We start from the raw sequence: 15,400 nt of genomic DNA, 5'->3' as shown, positions 1-15,400 counted from the left end.
GTTGTTATTCTTCGTCTTCTTGTTCTTCGTTCTGGTTCGCAGCCTGCTGCTTGGCCAGCTTGTCGGCACGCAGCGCATCGCGGATCAGATCGTCGGTCAGAATAAGCTTGCCCTCGGCCAATGCCGAGAACGGGATCGTCACCCGCGGTTCCTCGCCATAGGCGACCTGATCGCGCTCGATCGTGAAACCGTCTTCATTGGTTTCGGTGATCTTGCCGCGGAACCGCTTGCGGTTGTCGATGATGATCGACGTCTCGAGCTTCACCAGGTGACCCTGCCAGCGGACGAAATCCGACTTGCGGACCATCGGGCGGTCGATGCCCGGCGAAGACACTTCGAGATGATACTCGCTCGCGATCGGATCTTCTACATCAAGAACGGGTGAAATGGCCACCGACACGGCTTCGCAGCCGTCGACATCCATGGTCCCGTCATTGCGTTCCGCCATGATCTGCAGCGTCGCGCCATTCTGGTTCAGCATCCGGACGCGCACCAGGCGAAAGTCCATGGCGATCAGAACGGGTTCGATGATTTCTGCGATCCTGAGATCGAGCCCGGTCTCGACGATGAGGCGCGGCTCGTGTTCGGTCTGCGACATAAGCTCTCCGGTTCATTGCCGAACCGGTGTCGGCCGGCTCGGTTGGAGCGATCACCTAACAAAAAAGAGCGGGTCCGGTCGGGCCCACTCTTCATCGGACGATCAAGAATATGGCCTGCATATACGCGCTTGGGTCAGCAATTGCAAGGGTTGCTTATTTCCCGCCGTTTGGCGGCAGTTTTCCCGTCTGGCGCTGGAATTTGCGCCACGCCGGTCTATAAACGTTCGAAGCGACGCCTGATCATAACACATTACATAAAGAGGACGCAAAGTGCCCGACCGGATATCGACCCTGGCTCCCTTCCGGCACCAGACATTCAGGACGATCTGGATCGCAAGCCTCGCCTCCAATTTCGGCAGCCTCATCCAGGCCGTCGGTGCCGCCTGGATGATGACCTCGATCACCACGTCTGAAGACATGGTGGCCTTGGTCCAGGCCTCGACTGCCGCGCCGATCATGCTCTTCTCGCTCATCGCCGGCGCGCTTGCCGACAATTTCAACCGCCGCAGCCTGATGATCACGGCGCAGACCTTCATGCTGATCGTCTCGATCACGCTGACCGTCTTCGCCTATCTCGATCTTCTGACGCCTTGGCTGCTACTCTGTTTCACCTTCTTGCTCGGCTGCGGCGTGGCGCTCAACAACCCGTCCTGGCAGGCCTCTGTCGGCGACATGGTACCGCGCGAAGTGCTGCCGCAGGCGGTGACGGTCAACAGCGTCGGGTTCAACATCACCCGCAGCGTCGGCCCGGCAATCGGCGGCGCGATCGTTGCTGCCGCTGGTGCGGCGGCTGCCTTCGCGGTGAATGCCTGCAGTTATCTGACGCTGCTCTACGCGCTCTTCCGCTGGAAGCCGGAAAAGCGCGACAACGCCCTGCCGCGCGAAACCCTCGGCCGCGCGCTGTCGGCCGGTCTCGGCTACGTCGCCATGTCGCCGAATATTTTGAATGTGCTGTTCCGCGGCCTGATCTTCGGCCTCACTGCCAGTGCCATCCTGGCGCTTCTGCCGATCGTGGCGCGCGACCTCGTGTCGGGCGGCCCGCTCACTTACGGCATCATGCTCGGAGCTTTCGGCGTCGGGGCGATCGGCGGGGCGATCAGCAATGGCTGGCTGCGCGAAAAGCTGTCGAGCGAATCGATCGTCCGGCTCTCCTTCCTCGGTTTTGCCGCCAGTGCGGCAGTGATCGGCCTGAGCTCCAGCACGATCGTCACCGCCATCGTTCTGCTCGTGCCCGGTGCCTGCTGGGTTCTGGCGCTGTCGCTGTTCAACACGACGGTGCAGCTGTCCACGCCGCGCTGGGTGGTCGGCCGGGCGCTGTCCTTTTATCAGACCGCCACATTCGGCGGCATCGCGGCCGGCAGCTGGGTCTGGGGCCTGCTGTCCGATGCGTTCGGTGTTTCGGTATCGCTGTCGATTGCCAGCCTCGTCATGCTGGTGGGTGCTGCAGTCGGCATGCGCCTGCCGCTGCCGCAGTTCCGCGACCTGAACCTCGATCCGCTCAACCGCTTCAACGCGCCGATGCTGCGCCTCGACCTGCAGCCGCGCAGCGGACCGATCGTCAACATGGTGGATTACACCATCGCCGACGAGGACATCCCGAAATTCCTCGAATTGATGTCCGACCGCCGCCGTATCCGCATCCGCGACGGCGCCCGCCAATGGGGCCTGATGCGCGATCTCGAGCATCCGGAAATCTGGACGGAAACCTACCACGTCGCGACCTGGGCCGATTACGTCCGCCACAATCAACGCCGCACCCAGGCCGATGCGGAAGTCTGGGATGCGATCCGTGTGCTGCACAAGGGCGAGGAAGGCCCGCGCGTCCACCGGATGATCGAGCGCCAGACGATCCCGCCGGCCCATGACATCTTCCACAAGACGCCGCCCGATCTGCATCACTGATCTGGAAGTGCCGTCTCGATGGTGGTAATTATTACCACCATCGAGAAACAGGAGCCGCCAATGGCTAGCGTTGAAAAAGTCAGTATCTCGCTCACGTCGCAACATGCCGAAATCCTGCGGGAAGCCGTCGCCAGCGGAGCTTATGCTACCAGTAGCGAGGTGGTGCGCGAGGCGATGCGGGATTGGGCGGCCAAATGGGTGCAGCGCCGAGGCGACATGGCTGATCTTCGCAAGATGTGGGAGGACGGCAAAGCAAGCGGTACCGCAACCGCCGTCGATTTTGATCGGACCTTAGAAGAGGCGCGAGCGGAGTTGGCGGCTTTGAAGCGCAATGGGAACTAAGCTCGTCTGGACGCCATTGGCACGCGCCGACGTCAAGAAAATCTATATTGATATCGGCAAGGAGCAGCCGAGAATTGCCGAACTCTATTTTGAGCGATTCCGGCGGAAGGCAGAACTGTTGCGCGAGCAGCCGCGCCTTGGCCAACGCCACCCGGATATCTTTGAGTCCGCGCGCATGCTGGTCGAAGCACCCTATGTAATCCTCTATGAAACGCTTCCTGATGACGATGAATTGGACATTCTGATGGTAACGATCGTCCGCGTCATAGACGGCAGGCGGAATCTGGCGGCGCTTTTCCGATGATCTCGTTTCGAAGAGCCGTCGCTGCCGATCTCCCCGCCATCGTCGGCCTGCTGGCCGACGATGCGCTTGGCAAATCGCGCGAGATCATCTCCGATCCAGTCGATCCGCGTTATGCCGAGGCCTTCGCTGCGATCGACGCGGATGGAAACCAGTTTCTTGCGGTTGCCGCCGATGAAGCTGATCAGGTTGTAGGCTGTTTGCAGCTGTCCTTCATCCCCGGCCTGTCGCGCACCGGCATGTGGCGCGGGCAGATCGAAAGTGTGCGGATCGCCGCCAGCCAGCGGGGCAGCGGCCTCGGCTCGCAGATGATCGAATGGGCCGTGCAGCGCGCCGCCGAGCGCGGCTGCAAACTTGTCCAGCTCACCTCCGACAAGGCGCGGCCGGATGCGATCCGCTTTTATGAGAAACTCGGTTTCACCGTCAGTCACGAAGGCCTGAAGAAGCCTATTTGAGCTGTCCCTTCAGCGATGCATCCGGATAACAGGTCGGCGTCTGACCGTTCTTTGACTGCCAGTCGCCGAGCGAGCGGCGGGTCTTGTAGCCCGGCAGCCCGTCGACATTGCCGACATCGTAACCCTTGGCGACCAGCGCCTTCTGCATGGCGAGCACGTCCGAACGCAGCATCTTGCCGACATCGCCCCAGGGGGCCTGAAATGCGGCCGTACCCAATGCGATGCGATCGGCGAGATTGCCGATGAACAGCGCATAGAGGTCGGAATTGTTGTATTCCTTCAGCACGTAGAAATTCGGCGTGACGATGAATTCCGGTCCGTAGCGCCCGGCCGGAACCAGCATCATTCCATCGCCTTTCAGATCACCATTCGGAAACGCCCTGCTGGAAACCCGGACGATGCCTTTTGAGGCCCAGGCGGAAACCGGCTGGGCCTTGTCCGGCCCTTCCTGCGCGCAGGAAATATAGTTCGGAATGGTTACCTCGAAGCCCCAGTCGCGGCCGCTCTGCCAACCTTCGTTCTTCAGGTAGTTGGCAATCGAGGCGAGCGCGTCCGGCACCGAGTTCCAGATGTCCGCATGGCCATCCTTGTCGAAATCGACGGCATATTTCAGATAGCTCGACGGCATGAATTGCGGCTGGCCGAGCGCGCCGGCCCACGAACCCTTCATGGTCGCGGCATCGACATCGCCGCGCTCGATCATCTTCAAGGCGGCGATCAGTTCCTCGCGGAACATGTCCTTGCGGGTCGACATGAAAGCCTTGGTGGCCAGAACCTGCACGGCCGAATAGGGCAGTTTCGCCGTGCCGAAGCCGGATTCGCGGCCCCAGATCGCCACGAGGATCGCCCCCGGCACACCATAGGCAGCCTCGATCTTGCGCAGCGTCGGGGCATGCGTGGCCGCAAGCCCGCCGCCGGTCGTGGCCAGCGTCTGCAGCCGCTTTTCGTTGAAATAGGCGCCCGGCGAGGAAAACTCCGCCTGGCTCTGGTCCTGATCCTTGGGCGGCGTGGTACCCGGCGGCACCAGATCCGGCAGGGTCCAGTTCAGCTCGATCCCCTTGAAGGCGGCCTGCAGGGTCTTGTCGGATATGCCTGCCTTCTTGGCATCCGGGCCGAGATCGGAGGCGATCCAGGTCTGGAACTGCTTTTCGACCTCCGGCTTGTTCTGGGCGAGCGCGGGGAGGGGGAGGAGCGTGATCGCTGCAAAAAGCATTGCGGCAAGGCGCTTGCGGCCACCCCCCTCTGGCTTGCCAGCCATCTCCCCCTCAGGGGGGGAGATCGAGTCGTGGCAACCTCTCGCATTCCGCCAGCGCTGAAGGTTTGGAGACGTCGGCGCGTCTGGCCAATCTCCCCCCTTGAAGGGGAGATGGCTGGCAAGCCAGAGGAGGGTATGGTTCCGCATATTGATGCTTCCCTATATCGCTGTTCGTGCCCGAAGCGCTGCCGTCAGCGTGCCCTCGTCGAGATAGTCCAGTTCGCCGCCCACCGGCACGCCATGTGCGAGGCGGGTGATCTTCACATCGATGCCCGAAAGCTGGTCGGTGATGTAATGCGCCGTCGTCTGCCCCTCGACCGTGGCGTTCACCGCGATGATGATCTCGCGGATCGTGCCCTCGTTCACCCGGTCGATCAGACCGCGGATGTTCAGGTCGTCCGGCCCGACGCCGTCGAGCGGCGAAAGTGTGCCGCCGAGCACGTGATAGGCGGCGTTCATCGCGCCGGCGCGTTCCAGCGCCCAGAGGTCGGAGACGTCTTCCACCACGATCAGCATCGACTGGTCGCGCTGGTGATCGGTGCAGACCGTGCAGGGATCGGACGTATCGACATTGCCGCAGCGCGAGCAGACCTTGACCTTGTCATAGGCCTCGCCCATCGCATGTCCCAGCGGACCGAGCAGCTGGTCCTTCTTCTTGATCAGGTGCAGTGCCGCGCGGCGGGCCGATCGGGGGCCGAGACCTGGAACCTTTGCCAGAAGCTGGATGAGTTTTTCAATTTCCGGGCCGGTGACTCGTTTTGCCATGTTCTCTCTCTAGCCCATATGTCTGCATAACGGAAACGCGTATGGAGCGAACCCGATGAAACTTCTCAAGGTCTGCCTCGGCCGCCCCGAAAAGCTGCCCGGCAAGAGTTTCAAGACCGGTATCTACAAGACGCCGGTCAGCTCTGCCGTCATGCTTGACCACCTCGGCCTCGTCGGCGATGCCGTCTGCAACACCAAACACCACGGCGGCGAGGACCAGGCGATTCTCATCGAAGGCGCAATAACGCTGGACTGGTGGGCGGCGCAGCTCGGCCGACCGGTCGATCCCGGCACATTCGGTGAAAACCTGGTCGTCGAAGGCCTCGACAACCGCGACATCGCCGCTGGCGACCGCTTCCATATAGGTGGCGTTGTCCTCGAAGCCAGCTGCGCCCGCTCGCCCTGCAATACGCTGGCGGTGAAAATGGGCGATCCGATGTTCGTCAAGGCCTATACGAAAGCCGCCCGCCCCGGCATCTATTGCCGCGTCATCACACCCGGCATGATCGAGCCGGGCGACGCGGTTCGCCATGAGCTTTATTCGGGTGAGCGGGTGATGATTTGCGAAATGCTGGCGGCTGTCGGCAGGAGACTGTCGGATCAGGAACGGACGCGGTTCCTGGCGGCACCTATCGGCAACCGCTGGCGGCCGACATTCGAGAAAATCGGCAATTCGCGCCAATAAACGTCACCGCTTGTCTCAGCGCGTCGCAATCGCCGCTGCAGCGCTCGCCATCGCGCCCGCCGAGACACGGTTCGCCATCTGCACGGCGCGACGGCTTTTCAGGAAGCCGCGTGCCTTGCCGGCGAGCAGCATCCAGGCGATGTTGACCGTCATCAGCACGAAGAACTGGCACGCGACCAGTTCCAGCCAGCCGGTGACCGTCACCGAATGGATGTCGATGATCGATGGCAGCAGCGCGATGTAGAACATCATGATCTTCGGATTGCCGAGGGCCACCGAGATCGCCGTCAGGAAAAGCTTGAGGCTCGACCGCGATTCCGGAAGCTCCGCCTCGGAATTGTCCGGCGAGGCGGTCCACATCTTGAATGCGAGATAGAGGAGATAGGCGACGCCCAACCACTTGATGGCGATGAAGACGTGGTTGAACGTCTCGGCGATCGCCGACAGGCCGGCCACCGCCACCGTCAGCCACACTGCATCGCCGATCCACATGCCGAACAGGAAGGGAAACACGCCGCGCGTGCCCTTCGAGATGACACGGGCGACAAGCGCCGCAATGCTCGGCCCCGGCGTGCCGGCGGCCACGAACAGGGCGGCGATGAAGACGATCAGCGATGCGAGTGTCATGGAAATCTCCATCTAGCCAGTCATGCGTGAGTAGCCCCTCATCCGGCTGCCGCCACCTTCTCCCCGCTCGCGGGGAGAAGGAGATATGCCGCACCGTCCCGATCTTCTTAAGGTCTGCGTGGGGCACGTCCCCTCTCCCCGCATGCGGGGAGAGGGTTAGGGTGAGGGGCAGGCACCGAATGCGAGCCTAACTTCCAAAGCTCGATCAGAACGGCAGCTTGAAGCCTGGCGGGATCGGCAGGCCGGCGGTCAGTTCCTTGGTTTTTTCGGCGGTGATCGCCTCGGCGCGTTCCTTGGCGGTCTTGTGGGCGGCGATGATCAGGTCTTCGAGGATTTCCGCCTCGTCTTCCTTGAACAGCGACGGATCGATCTTCAGGCCGAGCATCTCGCCCTTGCCGTTCATGCGCACCGTCACGAGGCCGCCGCCGGATGTGCCTTCGACTTCAAGAAGGGCGATATCCGCCTGCATCTTTTCCATCTTGGCCTGCATTTCCTTGACCTTGCCCATCATGCCCATGATGTCGCGCATGCCAAAACTCCTCTTCTCTTATAGTTCGATATCATCGCCGGGCAGAATGTCGCCCTCGGCGCTTTCCGCGGCTGCCGGTGGCGGCAGTTCCTCGGGCTGGTCTTCCTCTTCCGAAGCGCGGATGCGCACGTCGGTGATCTTAGCGCCCGGAAACTGGGCGAGGATCGCCGCCACGTCCGGATCGGCGCGGGCGTCCGTCAGCCGGGCCTCGCGGGCATTGTTGTCCGCCTCGACCAGCGTCGGCTCGCCCTGTTCCTTGCTGAGCGAAACGATCCAGTGGATGCCGGTCCATTCCTTCAGCTTGACGCCGAGTTCGCCGGGAAGCGAACCGGGGCCGCCATCGGTCAATTGCATGTCGAGCCGGCCGGGCTCCAGCTTCACCAGCCGCACGAAATTGCGCACCAGCGCCTTCAGCTTGGGCTCGCGGTTTGCGGCGCAGAGATCGACGATATCGGCCAGTGACCGGACCGGCACCTTCGGCTCTGGCTTTGCCGCCGGCTGTGTTTCGATGCGGCCGACGGGCATGTCCCGCGGCATTGTATTGGGTACGGCTTGCAGCATGGCGGTCGGCCCGCCGGACGGCATGCGCTGGCCGGGCATGTCGATGCCGCGCGCATTGATCGCTTGGCCGGAAGGCCCGGGGCGTCCGCCGCCATTCGCACCATTGCCGCTCGGCGCCGGGCCGCGCTGGCCGTCGCCATTGGCGAAATCCGCGAGCCTGCGCGCCGCATCCTCTGGCGACGGCAACGACGCCGCATGCGTCAGCCGGATCAGCACCATTTCCGCAGCACCCGCCGAACGGGACGAATTTTCGACTTCCGGAATGCCCTTCAAAAGCATCTGCCAGATGCGCGACAGCGTGCTGACGGCAACGCTTTGCGAAAATTCCTGGCCGCGCATCCGCTCCACTTCGCTGAGCGAAGGATCGTTGGCGGCATCCGGGATATATTTGAAACGGGTAACGAGATGGGTGAAATCGGCCAGATCCGTCAGCACCACGACCGGATTGGCACCGGCCTCGTATTGTGCCGAAAACTCCGACAGCGCCGACGTCACGTCGCCGCGCACGATATGTTCGAACAGGTCGACGATGCGGGCGCGATCGGCCAGACCCAGCATGCCGCGCACGGTCTCGGCAATCACGATGCCACCGCCATGGGCGATCGCCTGGTCGAGCAACGACAGGCCGTCGCGCGCCGAACCTTCCGCCGCACGCGCCACCATGGAAAGCGCTTCCGGTTCGGCCGGAATGCCTTCCTTCTCGAGGATCGAGGTGAACAGATGGACGAGATCGGCGGCGCTGATGCGGCGCAGGTCGAAGCGCTGGCAGCGCGACAGGACGGTGATCGGAACCTTGCGGATTTCGGTCGTCGCGAAGATGAACTTCACATGCTCCGGCGGCTCTTCGAGCGTCTTCAGCAGGCCGTTGAAGGCCTGTGTCGAAAGCATGTGCACTTCGTCGATGATATAGACTTTATAACGCGCCGAAACCGGGCGATAGCGCACCTGCTCGATGATCTCGCGGATATCGTCGATGCCGGTATGGGAGGCGGCGTCCATCTCGATGACGTCGACATGCCGGCCTTCCATGATCGCCTGGCAATGTTCGCCGGGAATGCGAAGGTCGATCGTCGGTTTGTCGATCTCTGATGTCTTGTAATTCAGCGCGCGGGCCAGGATGCGGGCGGTGGTCGTCTTGCCGACACCACGCACGCCGGTCAGCATATAGGCCTGGGCGATGCGGCCGGTCTCGAACGCATTGGTCAGCGTGCGGACCATCGGCTCCTGGCCGACCATCAGGTCGGAGAAATCCTTGGGGCGGTATTTGCGGGCGAGCACCCGATAGCCGGTTCCGGCGGTCGGAGTGCTGGAAGATGTCGGCCCGTTATCGCTCATTCAGTCCTGCCAGCCTGCACGGGCCATTCCTGACCACGGTTTTCACCGGGCCGGAAGCTGACCAAGATGGTAGTACACATAAAAGGGTGGGAGGCTGGCACGGCGACCCGTGCCTGGCTCGTTAGGGCTGCTTCCTTCCGGACCTGACCCGGTTGGCGAGTGGCTCGTCCACCACCAACCTCCCACCGCTCATATCGTCAATAACGCTTCCAAATGCAAGCGAACCCTGTAAAAAACTGCTATCGGATAAAAAGAAAAGGGAGGGCTGCGTGAGCGCATTCGAACTGGACGGCCGGATCGACAGGGATTCCGACCTCGTGAAAAAGCTGGATCTCTGCCAGTTGCGCATCCAGAACGACAGCCGCTGGCCTTGGCTGGTCATGGTGCCGGAACGCCCCGGCATGACCGAGATTTTCGAACTGTCCGCGGCCGATCACGCGCTTCTTCTTTCCGAAATCACGAAAGTCGGCGCGGCGCTGAAACAGGTCACCGGCGCCACCAAGATCAATACCGCAGCGATCGGCAATATCGTCCGCCAGCTGCATGTGCATGTCATTGCCCGTTTTGAAGGCGATGCGAACTGGCCGGGCCCCATCTGGGGTTTCGGCCAGGCCGTCCCATATGATGATGCCGAGCGACAAAAGATTTTCCTCGAGAAACTGGTAAAAGCTCTTTCATGACCGCGAACCTTTTCGACATTTACGCGCCTCATCCCGAACCGAGCGAGCTGACGGCATTTTCGCAAAACAAGCTCGACCGGCAGGCCGAATATCGCCAGGACGATTGCGTCGAAAAGGCGCTGGCCGTCGAAGGCACCCATATCCTCGCCTTCACCGGCAGCCGTCTGATCCTGAAACATGACGGCCAGATCCTCGATCCGCTGTTTGCAGCCTATGAACTGGCCGAACTGAAGCCTGATTTCGACAATGCCATCCTGCTCGGCTATCGCGAAACCGGCGAGCCGCGCGTCGCCGTGCCGGTGCTGATTTCCGCCGACGATCTCTCGGCCCAGTACAAGCCGACCGAACCCCGCGCCCTCTTCCGTGATTCCCTCATCGAGGAGGAATTGCTGGGCGAGGTGGCGCAGGCGGTGGCGCTGATCAACTGGAATTCCGCCAATAAATTCTGCGGCAAATGCGGTTCGCCGACCGAGATGAAGATCGGCGGCTACAAGCGCGTCTGCACCAAGTGCGAGCACATGATGTTCCCGCGCACCGATCCGGTCGTCATCATGCTGACCGTCGATCTGGAGCGCGACAGCTGCCTGCTCGGCCGCAGCCACCATTTCCAGGAGGGCATGTATTCCTGTCTCGCCGGTTTCGTCGAACCGGGCGAAACGATCGAAAATGCCGTGCGCCGCGAAACGGTGGAGGAATCCGGCATCCTCGTCGGCCGCGTCCGTTACCATGCCTCGCAGCCCTGGCCGATGCCGCATTCGCTGATGATCGGCTGTTACGGCGAGGCGAAATCCACAGACATCACCATCGACCCGCAGGAAATGCAGGACGTCCGCTGGTTCACCCGCGCTGAGGCCGCCGCCATGCTGGATGCCGGCCCGGACGCCAAACATTTCGCGCCGGTCAGGGGGGCGATCGCGCATCGGCTGCTGAGGGACTGGATCGAGTGGAGTGAGGAGCGATCAGGCAAAGCCTGAGCAATCGATCCAGTGGATCGATTGCAGCGACGAACGCCCGGAGCGAAAGCGCAGGGCCGAGCGATTCCCCCTCCGCCACAACAATACCCAAAACGAGATGCCCCGCGCCAGGCGGCCTTTTCCCGCCTGACTCGATTTCCATCACGAGGCCGAAGGGCTCAACGCAATGACCGTCGCCCGCTCGGAGCGCCTGCTCACCCTTCTCCAGACGCTTCGACGATACCGCCAGCCGGTCAGCGGCGCAAAACTCGCCGCGGAAACCGGGGTCAGCATCCGCACCCTTTATCGCGATATCGCCAGCCTGCAGGCGCAGGGCGCCCATATCGAGGGTGAGGCGGGGCTGGGTTATGTGCTGAAACCGGGTTTCATGCTGCCGCCGATGATGTTTTCGGAGGAGGAGATCGAGGCGCTGGTGCTCGGCTCTCGCTGGGTGGCGAAGACCGCCGATCCGCGGCTTGCGGCCGGTGCGGCCGACGCGCTCGCCAAGATCGCCGCCGTGCTGCCGCCGGACCTCAAGGAGGATCTCGACAATTCCACCCTGCTCGTCGCCACGCCGCGCCGCGGCGAGGACAAAGCCGATGTTGCACTGATTCGCAGAGCAATTCGATCAGAGCATATGCTTGACCTCGTATATGAGGATGACAAGGGCGCACTCACGGAACGCCGCGTCTGGCCCTTCGCGCTCGGTTTCTTCGACAGCGTGCGGGTGATGATCGCCTGGTGTGAACTGCGCCGGGATTTCCGCCATTTCCGCACCGACCGCATCTCTTCTGCCGTCTCGACCGAAAAACGGTATCCACGCCGCCGGCCGGTGCTCCTGAAGGAATGGCGCGAGAAGGAAGGAATTCCGCCCCAGCCGTGATCGCTACTGCCGGAATCTGACAGTAGGCCGAGATACATTCCGGTCAGTCCCAAACAGCAATGCCGCGAACGGCCTTGCCGTCAAACCAAGGAGCACTGACATGGCCCATCCCGATTTCACCATCCTCTTCGTCGACAACCCACTGAAGAGTGCCGATTTCTACCAATCCCTCTTCGATGCAGCACCCGTCGAAAAATCCCCGACCTTTGCGATGTTCGTCCTGAATAAGGGCGCCAAACTCGGCCTCTGGTCGCGCCATACCGCCGAACCGCGGGTTACGGCCCCGAGCGGCGGCTCGGAAATCTGCTTCCTGCAGGAAGCCGCGGCCGATGTGGACAAGATCTATGCAGACTGGACGGCCCGCGGCCTGACCGTGCTGCAGACGCCGGTCGAAATGGATTTCGGTTATACGTTCGTGATGGCCGATCCTGACGGGCACCGGCTGCGGGTTTATGCGCGGAGTGCCGCGTAAACGCTAAAAGCGATTGGCCACGGCGGGCGAGATACCCCCCTCTGCCCTGCCGGGCATCTCCCCCACAAGGAGGGAGATTGGCTAGAGGCACGACCACTCGATCCAATTGGCGGCTATGATCGGGACGACGAAGATTGTTTGGGGAAGCCGGTGCTCCCAGCCAATCTCCCCACCTGTGGGGGAGATGCCCGGCAGGGCAGAGGGGGGCGAGATTAGGCAAAACAATTACTTGAGGCAAAATCTGTCTTTAAATTTGCTTCATCTCATCCCCGCCCAACCCACTCCCTTTACAATCTCCTCGTCCCGCTTCGGCTACACCGGTCCGCATAACCGGCGAGGCGGGACCGGTGATCCGGAAAACCGTCCTTATGCAGGCGGGTTTCCGGGGGTTGCGCAGAAAATGGTTCCCCTCTCGTCGGCTCGATCGGCGGGGCGTGCGTGTGTCGCACACATACCGGCCCTTATAACCATAACCAAAGGGGGCCGCCGCAGAGGACCGGAGTTGCGTGGACAAACACACCGAACGGGACACGTCGCGTGTCATTATTAAAATTTCAATCAGAGGCACTCGACGTGTCCCGGCCGAAACAAAGAAACCGAGATCGCCAAGGGCGTATCATGTTCGATTTTAAGAGCGCGATGAAGCGCTGCCGTCAGCTCTTCTGCAGCGCGCCGCGCATCGGATGGCCCTTATACGTTCCGAGCACCCGCACCTTTTCCGAGAAGAACCGCAATTCCTCCAGCGCCCGGCGCACCGGCGCGTCGTCCGGATGGCCTTCGATATCCGCATAGAACTGCGTCGCCACGAACTTGCCGCCGAGCTGGTAGCTTTCGAGCTTGGTCATGTTGATGCCGTTGGTGGCAAAACCGCCCATCGCCTTGTAGAGGGCTGCCGGAATGTTGCGGACGTTGAACACGAAGGTGGTGACGATGACGTCTTCCTCGCTGTTGCGCTGAATCCATTTTTCGTCGCGCGACAGAACCACGAAACGGGTAACGTTGTCGTCGCGGTCCTCGACGTTTTCGGCAAGGATTTCGAGGCCGTAGAGATCGGCGGCGAGCCGCGGCGCAAGTGCGGCCATCGTCCGGTCGCCCTTTTCCGACACCATTTTGGCGGAGCCGGCCGTATCACCCGCCACGACGGCCTTCCAGCCGTTGGAGCGGATGATCTTGCGGCATTGGCCGAGCGCATGGATATGGCTGTGGACGGTGCGGATTTCCTCATGGGTGACGCCCGGCAGAACCATCAGCTGGAAGCGGATCGGCATGAAATATTCGCCGATGATATGCAGCCGCGATTCCGGCAGGAGATGATGGATATCCGCGACGCGGCCGGCGATCGTGTTCTCGATCGGGATCATCGCCAGATCCGCATCGCCGTTTTCCAGCGCCTGGAACGCATCTTCGAACGTCGGGCAGGGCAGCGGCTCCATGGTCGGAAACATGTCGCGGCAGGCCATGTCGGAATTGGCGCCGAAGTCGCCCTGGAAGGCGATGCGATTGGTGGATGCGTTCATGGGATGTGTCCGGGATATCCGCTATTTGCTGCGGGAATTGAGAATTGCGCGGGCCTTTTCGAGGTCGGCGGGAGTATCGACACCCAGCGGCACCGAGTCAACGATCTCGACATCGATCCGCATGCCGGCTTCGAGCGCCCGGAGCTGTTCGAGCGATTCGCGTTTTTCCAGCGGCGAGGGACCGAGCGAGACGAATTTTTCCAGAGCCGCGCGGCGATAGGCATAAAGGCCGATATGGTGGTAAAGCGGCCCGTTGCCGTAAGGTGCGGTGGTACGGGTGAAATACAGTGCCCGCATCCGGCTGGCGGAGATCGGCGAAGCGACGATCTTGACTACGTTCGGATTGGTTTTTTCGTGCTCGTCGGTAATTTCAACCGTCAGCGTGCCGATATCGGTCGAGGCGTTTTCCTGCAGCGGGCGCAGCGAAGCAAGAACCGCTTCAGGCTCGATCGTCGGCAGGTCGCCCTGTACGTTGACGATATATTCCATCCTGGCGTCCGGATCGGCCTTCTGAACCGCTTCGTAAATGCGGTCGGAACCGGACTGATGGTCAACGCGGGTCATGATGACGTCATAACCGGCGGCCTTCACGGCGTCATAGACGTCCTGATCATCGACCGCGACAATGATTCGCCCGACCTCCGCTTCCTCAGCGCGTTTTGCTACCTGAACGATCATTGGCAGGCCGCCAATATCAGCCAGGGGTTTTCCCGGCAGACGTGTGGAGGCCATTCGGGCCGGGATCAGCACCAGTGTCCTGTCAAAAGCCGAATTCTTCATGGGGGGACCCTTCTATTCCGGCCTGAACAGTGTCAAAAAGTCTCACGGGCGGAACGATTATCGTGTTGCAACAGCAATGCAAAAGACATAGGTTCCGCGCAATTTCAAGAGAGTCTGCCTGCGCGACAGAGTGCGCCGGGACGTGACGGGCGGATGCGAAGGAGCGGTTGCGGATGAATTCCTATACAAACATGGCGGCAGGCGCCCTGCTTGCGACGGTTTTCGTCATGATGTCGGTATCGATTGCCTCGGAAGGCATTTTCCATTCGGAAACTCCGGAAAAGCCGGGCATGACCATTGTCGCGGCTGAAGAGCCGGCTGCCGGCGAAGCTGCTCCGGCTGCCGTCGTCGTGCCGATCGCCCAGCTGCTTGCCAAGGCCGATGCCAAGGCCGGCGAAACCGTCTTCAAGAAGTGTCAGAGCTGTCATAGCATCGAGAAGGGCGGACCGAACAAGGTCGGCCCCGATCTCTGGGGCGTCATCGCGCGTCCGGTCGCCTCGCATGAAGGCTTCGCCTATTCGGCCGGCATGAAGGAATTCTCCGAAGGCGGCAAGAAGGTCTGGGATTTCGAGCATATCAACCAGTTCCTCACGGCACCGAAGGCTTACGTCAAGGGTACAGCGATGGGCTTTGCCGGTCTCAAGAACGATACCGAGCGCGCCAACCTGATCGCCTATATCCACCTTCAGTCCGACAGCCCGCTGCCGCTTCCGGATCCGGCTGCTGCTCCGGCCCCGGCGACCAACTGATCGCCTGACG

The 15,400-nt window shown here is 61.7% G+C and carries 18 protein-coding genes and 1 other RNA gene; 10 read left to right on the top strand and 9 right to left on the bottom strand.

The window, feature by feature from the left end; all coding sequences use genetic code 11:
* Nucleotides 1-4: 4 nt before the first annotated feature.
* Nucleotides 5-598 (bottom strand): ribosome maturation factor RimP, encoded by a 594-nt coding sequence (rimP, locus tag KX729_RS19470; protein ID WP_219744132.1) that lies wholly within the window; start codon nt 596-598, stop codon nt 5-7.
* A gap of 271 nt (nt 599-869) precedes the next feature.
* Between rimP and KX729_RS19465 the strand changes: the two genes are divergently transcribed.
* Genes KX729_RS19465 through KX729_RS19450 form a run of 4 tightly spaced genes read left to right on the top strand, consistent with a single transcriptional unit; the run spans nt 870 to nt 3,599 of the window.
* A complete protein-coding gene (locus KX729_RS19465; protein WP_219744131.1) occupies nt 870-2,501 on the top strand; it encodes an MFS transporter in 1,632 nt (543 codons plus the stop codon).
* 60 nt (nt 2,502-2,561) lie between these two features.
* A complete protein-coding gene (locus tag KX729_RS19460; protein ID WP_219744269.1) occupies nt 2,562-2,843 on the top strand; it encodes a ribbon-helix-helix domain-containing protein in 282 nt (93 codons plus the stop codon).
* On the top strand, nt 2,833-3,147 hold the full coding sequence (locus tag KX729_RS19455) for a type II toxin-antitoxin system RelE/ParE family toxin (protein WP_219744130.1): 315 nt from the start codon (nt 2,833-2,835) through the stop codon (nt 3,145-3,147). Before KX729_RS19460 ends, KX729_RS19455 begins: the two co-directional genes overlap by 11 nt.
* Nucleotides 3,144-3,599: a GNAT family N-acetyltransferase gene (locus KX729_RS19450; protein ID WP_219744129.1), complete on the top strand. Its 456-nt coding sequence runs from the start codon at nt 3,144-3,146 to the stop codon at nt 3,597-3,599. Before KX729_RS19455 ends, KX729_RS19450 begins: the two co-directional genes overlap by 4 nt.
* On the opposite strand, the gene KX729_RS19445 is transcribed toward KX729_RS19450, so the two are convergent.
* Both KX729_RS19445 and recR read right to left on the bottom strand, forming a co-directional pair.
* Nucleotides 3,592-4,857, bottom strand: coding sequence for a lytic murein transglycosylase (locus KX729_RS19445; protein WP_219744128.1), 1,266 nt, complete (start codon nt 4,855-4,857; stop codon nt 3,592-3,594). The genes KX729_RS19450 and KX729_RS19445 overlap by 8 nt on opposite strands.
* A 156-nt stretch (nt 4,858-5,013) precedes the next feature.
* Nucleotides 5,014-5,619 (bottom strand): recombination mediator RecR, encoded by a 606-nt coding sequence (recR, locus tag KX729_RS19440; protein ID WP_219744127.1) that lies wholly within the window; start codon nt 5,617-5,619, stop codon nt 5,014-5,016.
* Nucleotides 5,620-5,674: 55 nt separating this feature from the next.
* Between recR and KX729_RS19435 the strand changes: the two genes are divergently transcribed.
* Nucleotides 5,675-6,304, top strand: coding sequence for an MOSC domain-containing protein (locus KX729_RS19435; protein WP_219744126.1), 630 nt, complete (start codon nt 5,675-5,677; stop codon nt 6,302-6,304).
* Nucleotides 6,305-6,319: 15 nt separating this feature from the next.
* Here KX729_RS19435 and KX729_RS19430 read toward each other — a convergent pair whose 3' ends face one another.
* From KX729_RS19430 to ffs, 4 genes are all read right to left on the bottom strand, one after another.
* Nucleotides 6,320-6,931, bottom strand: coding sequence for a LysE family translocator (locus KX729_RS19430; protein ID WP_219744125.1), 612 nt, complete (start codon nt 6,929-6,931; stop codon nt 6,320-6,322).
* Nucleotides 6,932-7,136: 205 nt separating this feature from the next.
* Nucleotides 7,137-7,460, bottom strand: coding sequence for a YbaB/EbfC family nucleoid-associated protein (locus KX729_RS19425; protein WP_219744124.1), 324 nt, complete (start codon nt 7,458-7,460; stop codon nt 7,137-7,139).
* A gap of 18 nt (nt 7,461-7,478) precedes the next feature.
* Nucleotides 7,479-9,356, bottom strand: a complete 1,878-nt coding sequence (locus tag KX729_RS19420; RefSeq protein ID WP_219744123.1) for a DNA polymerase III subunit gamma/tau — start codon at nt 9,354-9,356, stop codon at nt 7,479-7,481.
* Between the two features lie 86 nt (nt 9,357-9,442).
* Nucleotides 9,443-9,539, bottom strand: an RNA gene (gene ffs, locus KX729_RS19415) — signal recognition particle sRNA small type.
* A gap of 86 nt (nt 9,540-9,625) precedes the next feature.
* Here ffs and KX729_RS19410 point away from each other — a divergent pair.
* The 4 genes from KX729_RS19410 (at nt 9,626) to KX729_RS19395 (ending at nt 12,344) form a co-directional block, all read left to right on the top strand.
* On the top strand, nt 9,626-10,036 hold the full coding sequence (locus KX729_RS19410) for an HIT domain-containing protein (RefSeq protein WP_219744122.1): 411 nt from the start codon (nt 9,626-9,628) through the stop codon (nt 10,034-10,036).
* Nucleotides 10,033-11,010, top strand: a complete 978-nt coding sequence (nudC, locus tag KX729_RS19405; protein ID WP_219744121.1) for an NAD(+) diphosphatase — start codon at nt 10,033-10,035, stop codon at nt 11,008-11,010. The genes KX729_RS19410 and nudC overlap by 4 nt, the downstream gene beginning before the upstream one ends.
* Before the next feature lie 166 nt (nt 11,011-11,176).
* The gene (locus KX729_RS19400) at nt 11,177-11,872 is read left to right on the top strand and encodes a helix-turn-helix transcriptional regulator (RefSeq protein ID WP_219744120.1); all 696 of its coding nucleotides are present in this window, start codon (nt 11,177-11,179) and stop codon (nt 11,870-11,872) included.
* A 100-nt stretch (nt 11,873-11,972) separates the two neighbouring features.
* Nucleotides 11,973-12,344, top strand: a complete 372-nt coding sequence (locus KX729_RS19395) for a VOC family protein (protein WP_219744119.1) — start codon at nt 11,973-11,975, stop codon at nt 12,342-12,344.
* 653 nt (nt 12,345-12,997) lie between these two features.
* On the opposite strand, the gene KX729_RS19390 is transcribed toward KX729_RS19395, so the two are convergent.
* Nucleotides 12,998-13,861, bottom strand: coding sequence for a prephenate dehydratase (locus tag KX729_RS19390; RefSeq protein WP_219744118.1), 864 nt, complete (start codon nt 13,859-13,861; stop codon nt 12,998-13,000).
* A gap of 21 nt (nt 13,862-13,882) precedes the next feature.
* Nucleotides 13,883-14,641 (bottom strand): 3-deoxy-manno-octulosonate cytidylyltransferase, encoded by a 759-nt coding sequence (locus KX729_RS19385; protein WP_219744117.1) that lies wholly within the window; start codon nt 14,639-14,641, stop codon nt 13,883-13,885.
* A gap of 173 nt (nt 14,642-14,814) precedes the next feature.
* Here KX729_RS19385 and KX729_RS19380 point away from each other — a divergent pair, with 173 nt between their 5' ends.
* On the top strand, nt 14,815-15,390 hold the full coding sequence (locus KX729_RS19380) for a c-type cytochrome (RefSeq protein ID WP_219744116.1): 576 nt from the start codon (nt 14,815-14,817) through the stop codon (nt 15,388-15,390).
* Nucleotides 15,391-15,400: the final 10 nt, after the last annotated feature.

The organism is Neorhizobium populisoli, from assembly GCF_019430945.1.
GTDB classification, from domain to species: domain Bacteria; phylum Pseudomonadota; class Alphaproteobacteria; order Rhizobiales; family Rhizobiaceae; genus Neorhizobium; species Neorhizobium populisoli.
Note: the sequence above shows the minus strand (reverse complement) of the source record. Positions and strands in the feature narration are given on the sequence as shown.

Bases quoted from the DNA above. Each gene is read 5' to 3' on its own strand.
- KX729_RS19380 (WP_219744116.1), top strand. From the start codon at position 14,815: ATGAATTCCTATACAAACATGGCGGCAGGCGCCCTGCTTGCGACGGTT.
- nudC (WP_219744121.1), top strand. From the start codon at position 10,033: ATGACCGCGAACCTTTTCGACATTTACGCGCCTCATCCCGAACCGAGC.
- KX729_RS19395 (WP_219744119.1), top strand. From the start codon at position 11,973: ATGGCCCATCCCGATTTCACCATCCTCTTCGTCGACAACCCACTGAAG.
- KX729_RS19400 (WP_219744120.1), top strand. From the start codon at position 11,177: ATGACCGTCGCCCGCTCGGAGCGCCTGCTCACCCTTCTCCAGACGCTT.
- KX729_RS19435 (WP_219744126.1), top strand. From the start codon at position 5,675: ATGAAACTTCTCAAGGTCTGCCTCGGCCGCCCCGAAAAGCTGCCCGGC.
- KX729_RS19450 (WP_219744129.1), top strand. From the start codon at position 3,144: ATGATCTCGTTTCGAAGAGCCGTCGCTGCCGATCTCCCCGCCATCGTC.
- KX729_RS19430 (WP_219744125.1), bottom strand. From the start codon at position 6,931: ATGACACTCGCATCGCTGATCGTCTTCATCGCCGCCCTGTTCGTGGCC.
- KX729_RS19445 (WP_219744128.1), bottom strand. From the start codon at position 4,857: ATGGCTGGCAAGCCAGAGGGGGGTGGCCGCAAGCGCCTTGCCGCAATG.
- recR (WP_219744127.1), bottom strand. From the start codon at position 5,619: ATGGCAAAACGAGTCACCGGCCCGGAAATTGAAAAACTCATCCAGCTT.
- KX729_RS19390 (WP_219744118.1), bottom strand. From the start codon at position 13,861: ATGAACGCATCCACCAATCGCATCGCCTTCCAGGGCGACTTCGGCGCC.
- KX729_RS19425 (WP_219744124.1), bottom strand. From the start codon at position 7,460: ATGCGCGACATCATGGGCATGATGGGCAAGGTCAAGGAAATGCAGGCC.
- rimP (WP_219744132.1), bottom strand. From the start codon at position 598: ATGTCGCAGACCGAACACGAGCCGCGCCTCATCGTCGAGACCGGGCTC.
- KX729_RS19420 (WP_219744123.1), bottom strand. From the start codon at position 9,356: ATGAGCGATAACGGGCCGACATCTTCCAGCACTCCGACCGCCGGAACC.
- KX729_RS19460 (WP_219744269.1), top strand. From the start codon at position 2,562: ATGGCTAGCGTTGAAAAAGTCAGTATCTCGCTCACGTCGCAACATGCC.
- KX729_RS19455 (WP_219744130.1), top strand. From the start codon at position 2,833: ATGGGAACTAAGCTCGTCTGGACGCCATTGGCACGCGCCGACGTCAAG.
- KX729_RS19385 (WP_219744117.1), bottom strand. From the start codon at position 14,641: ATGAAGAATTCGGCTTTTGACAGGACACTGGTGCTGATCCCGGCCCGA.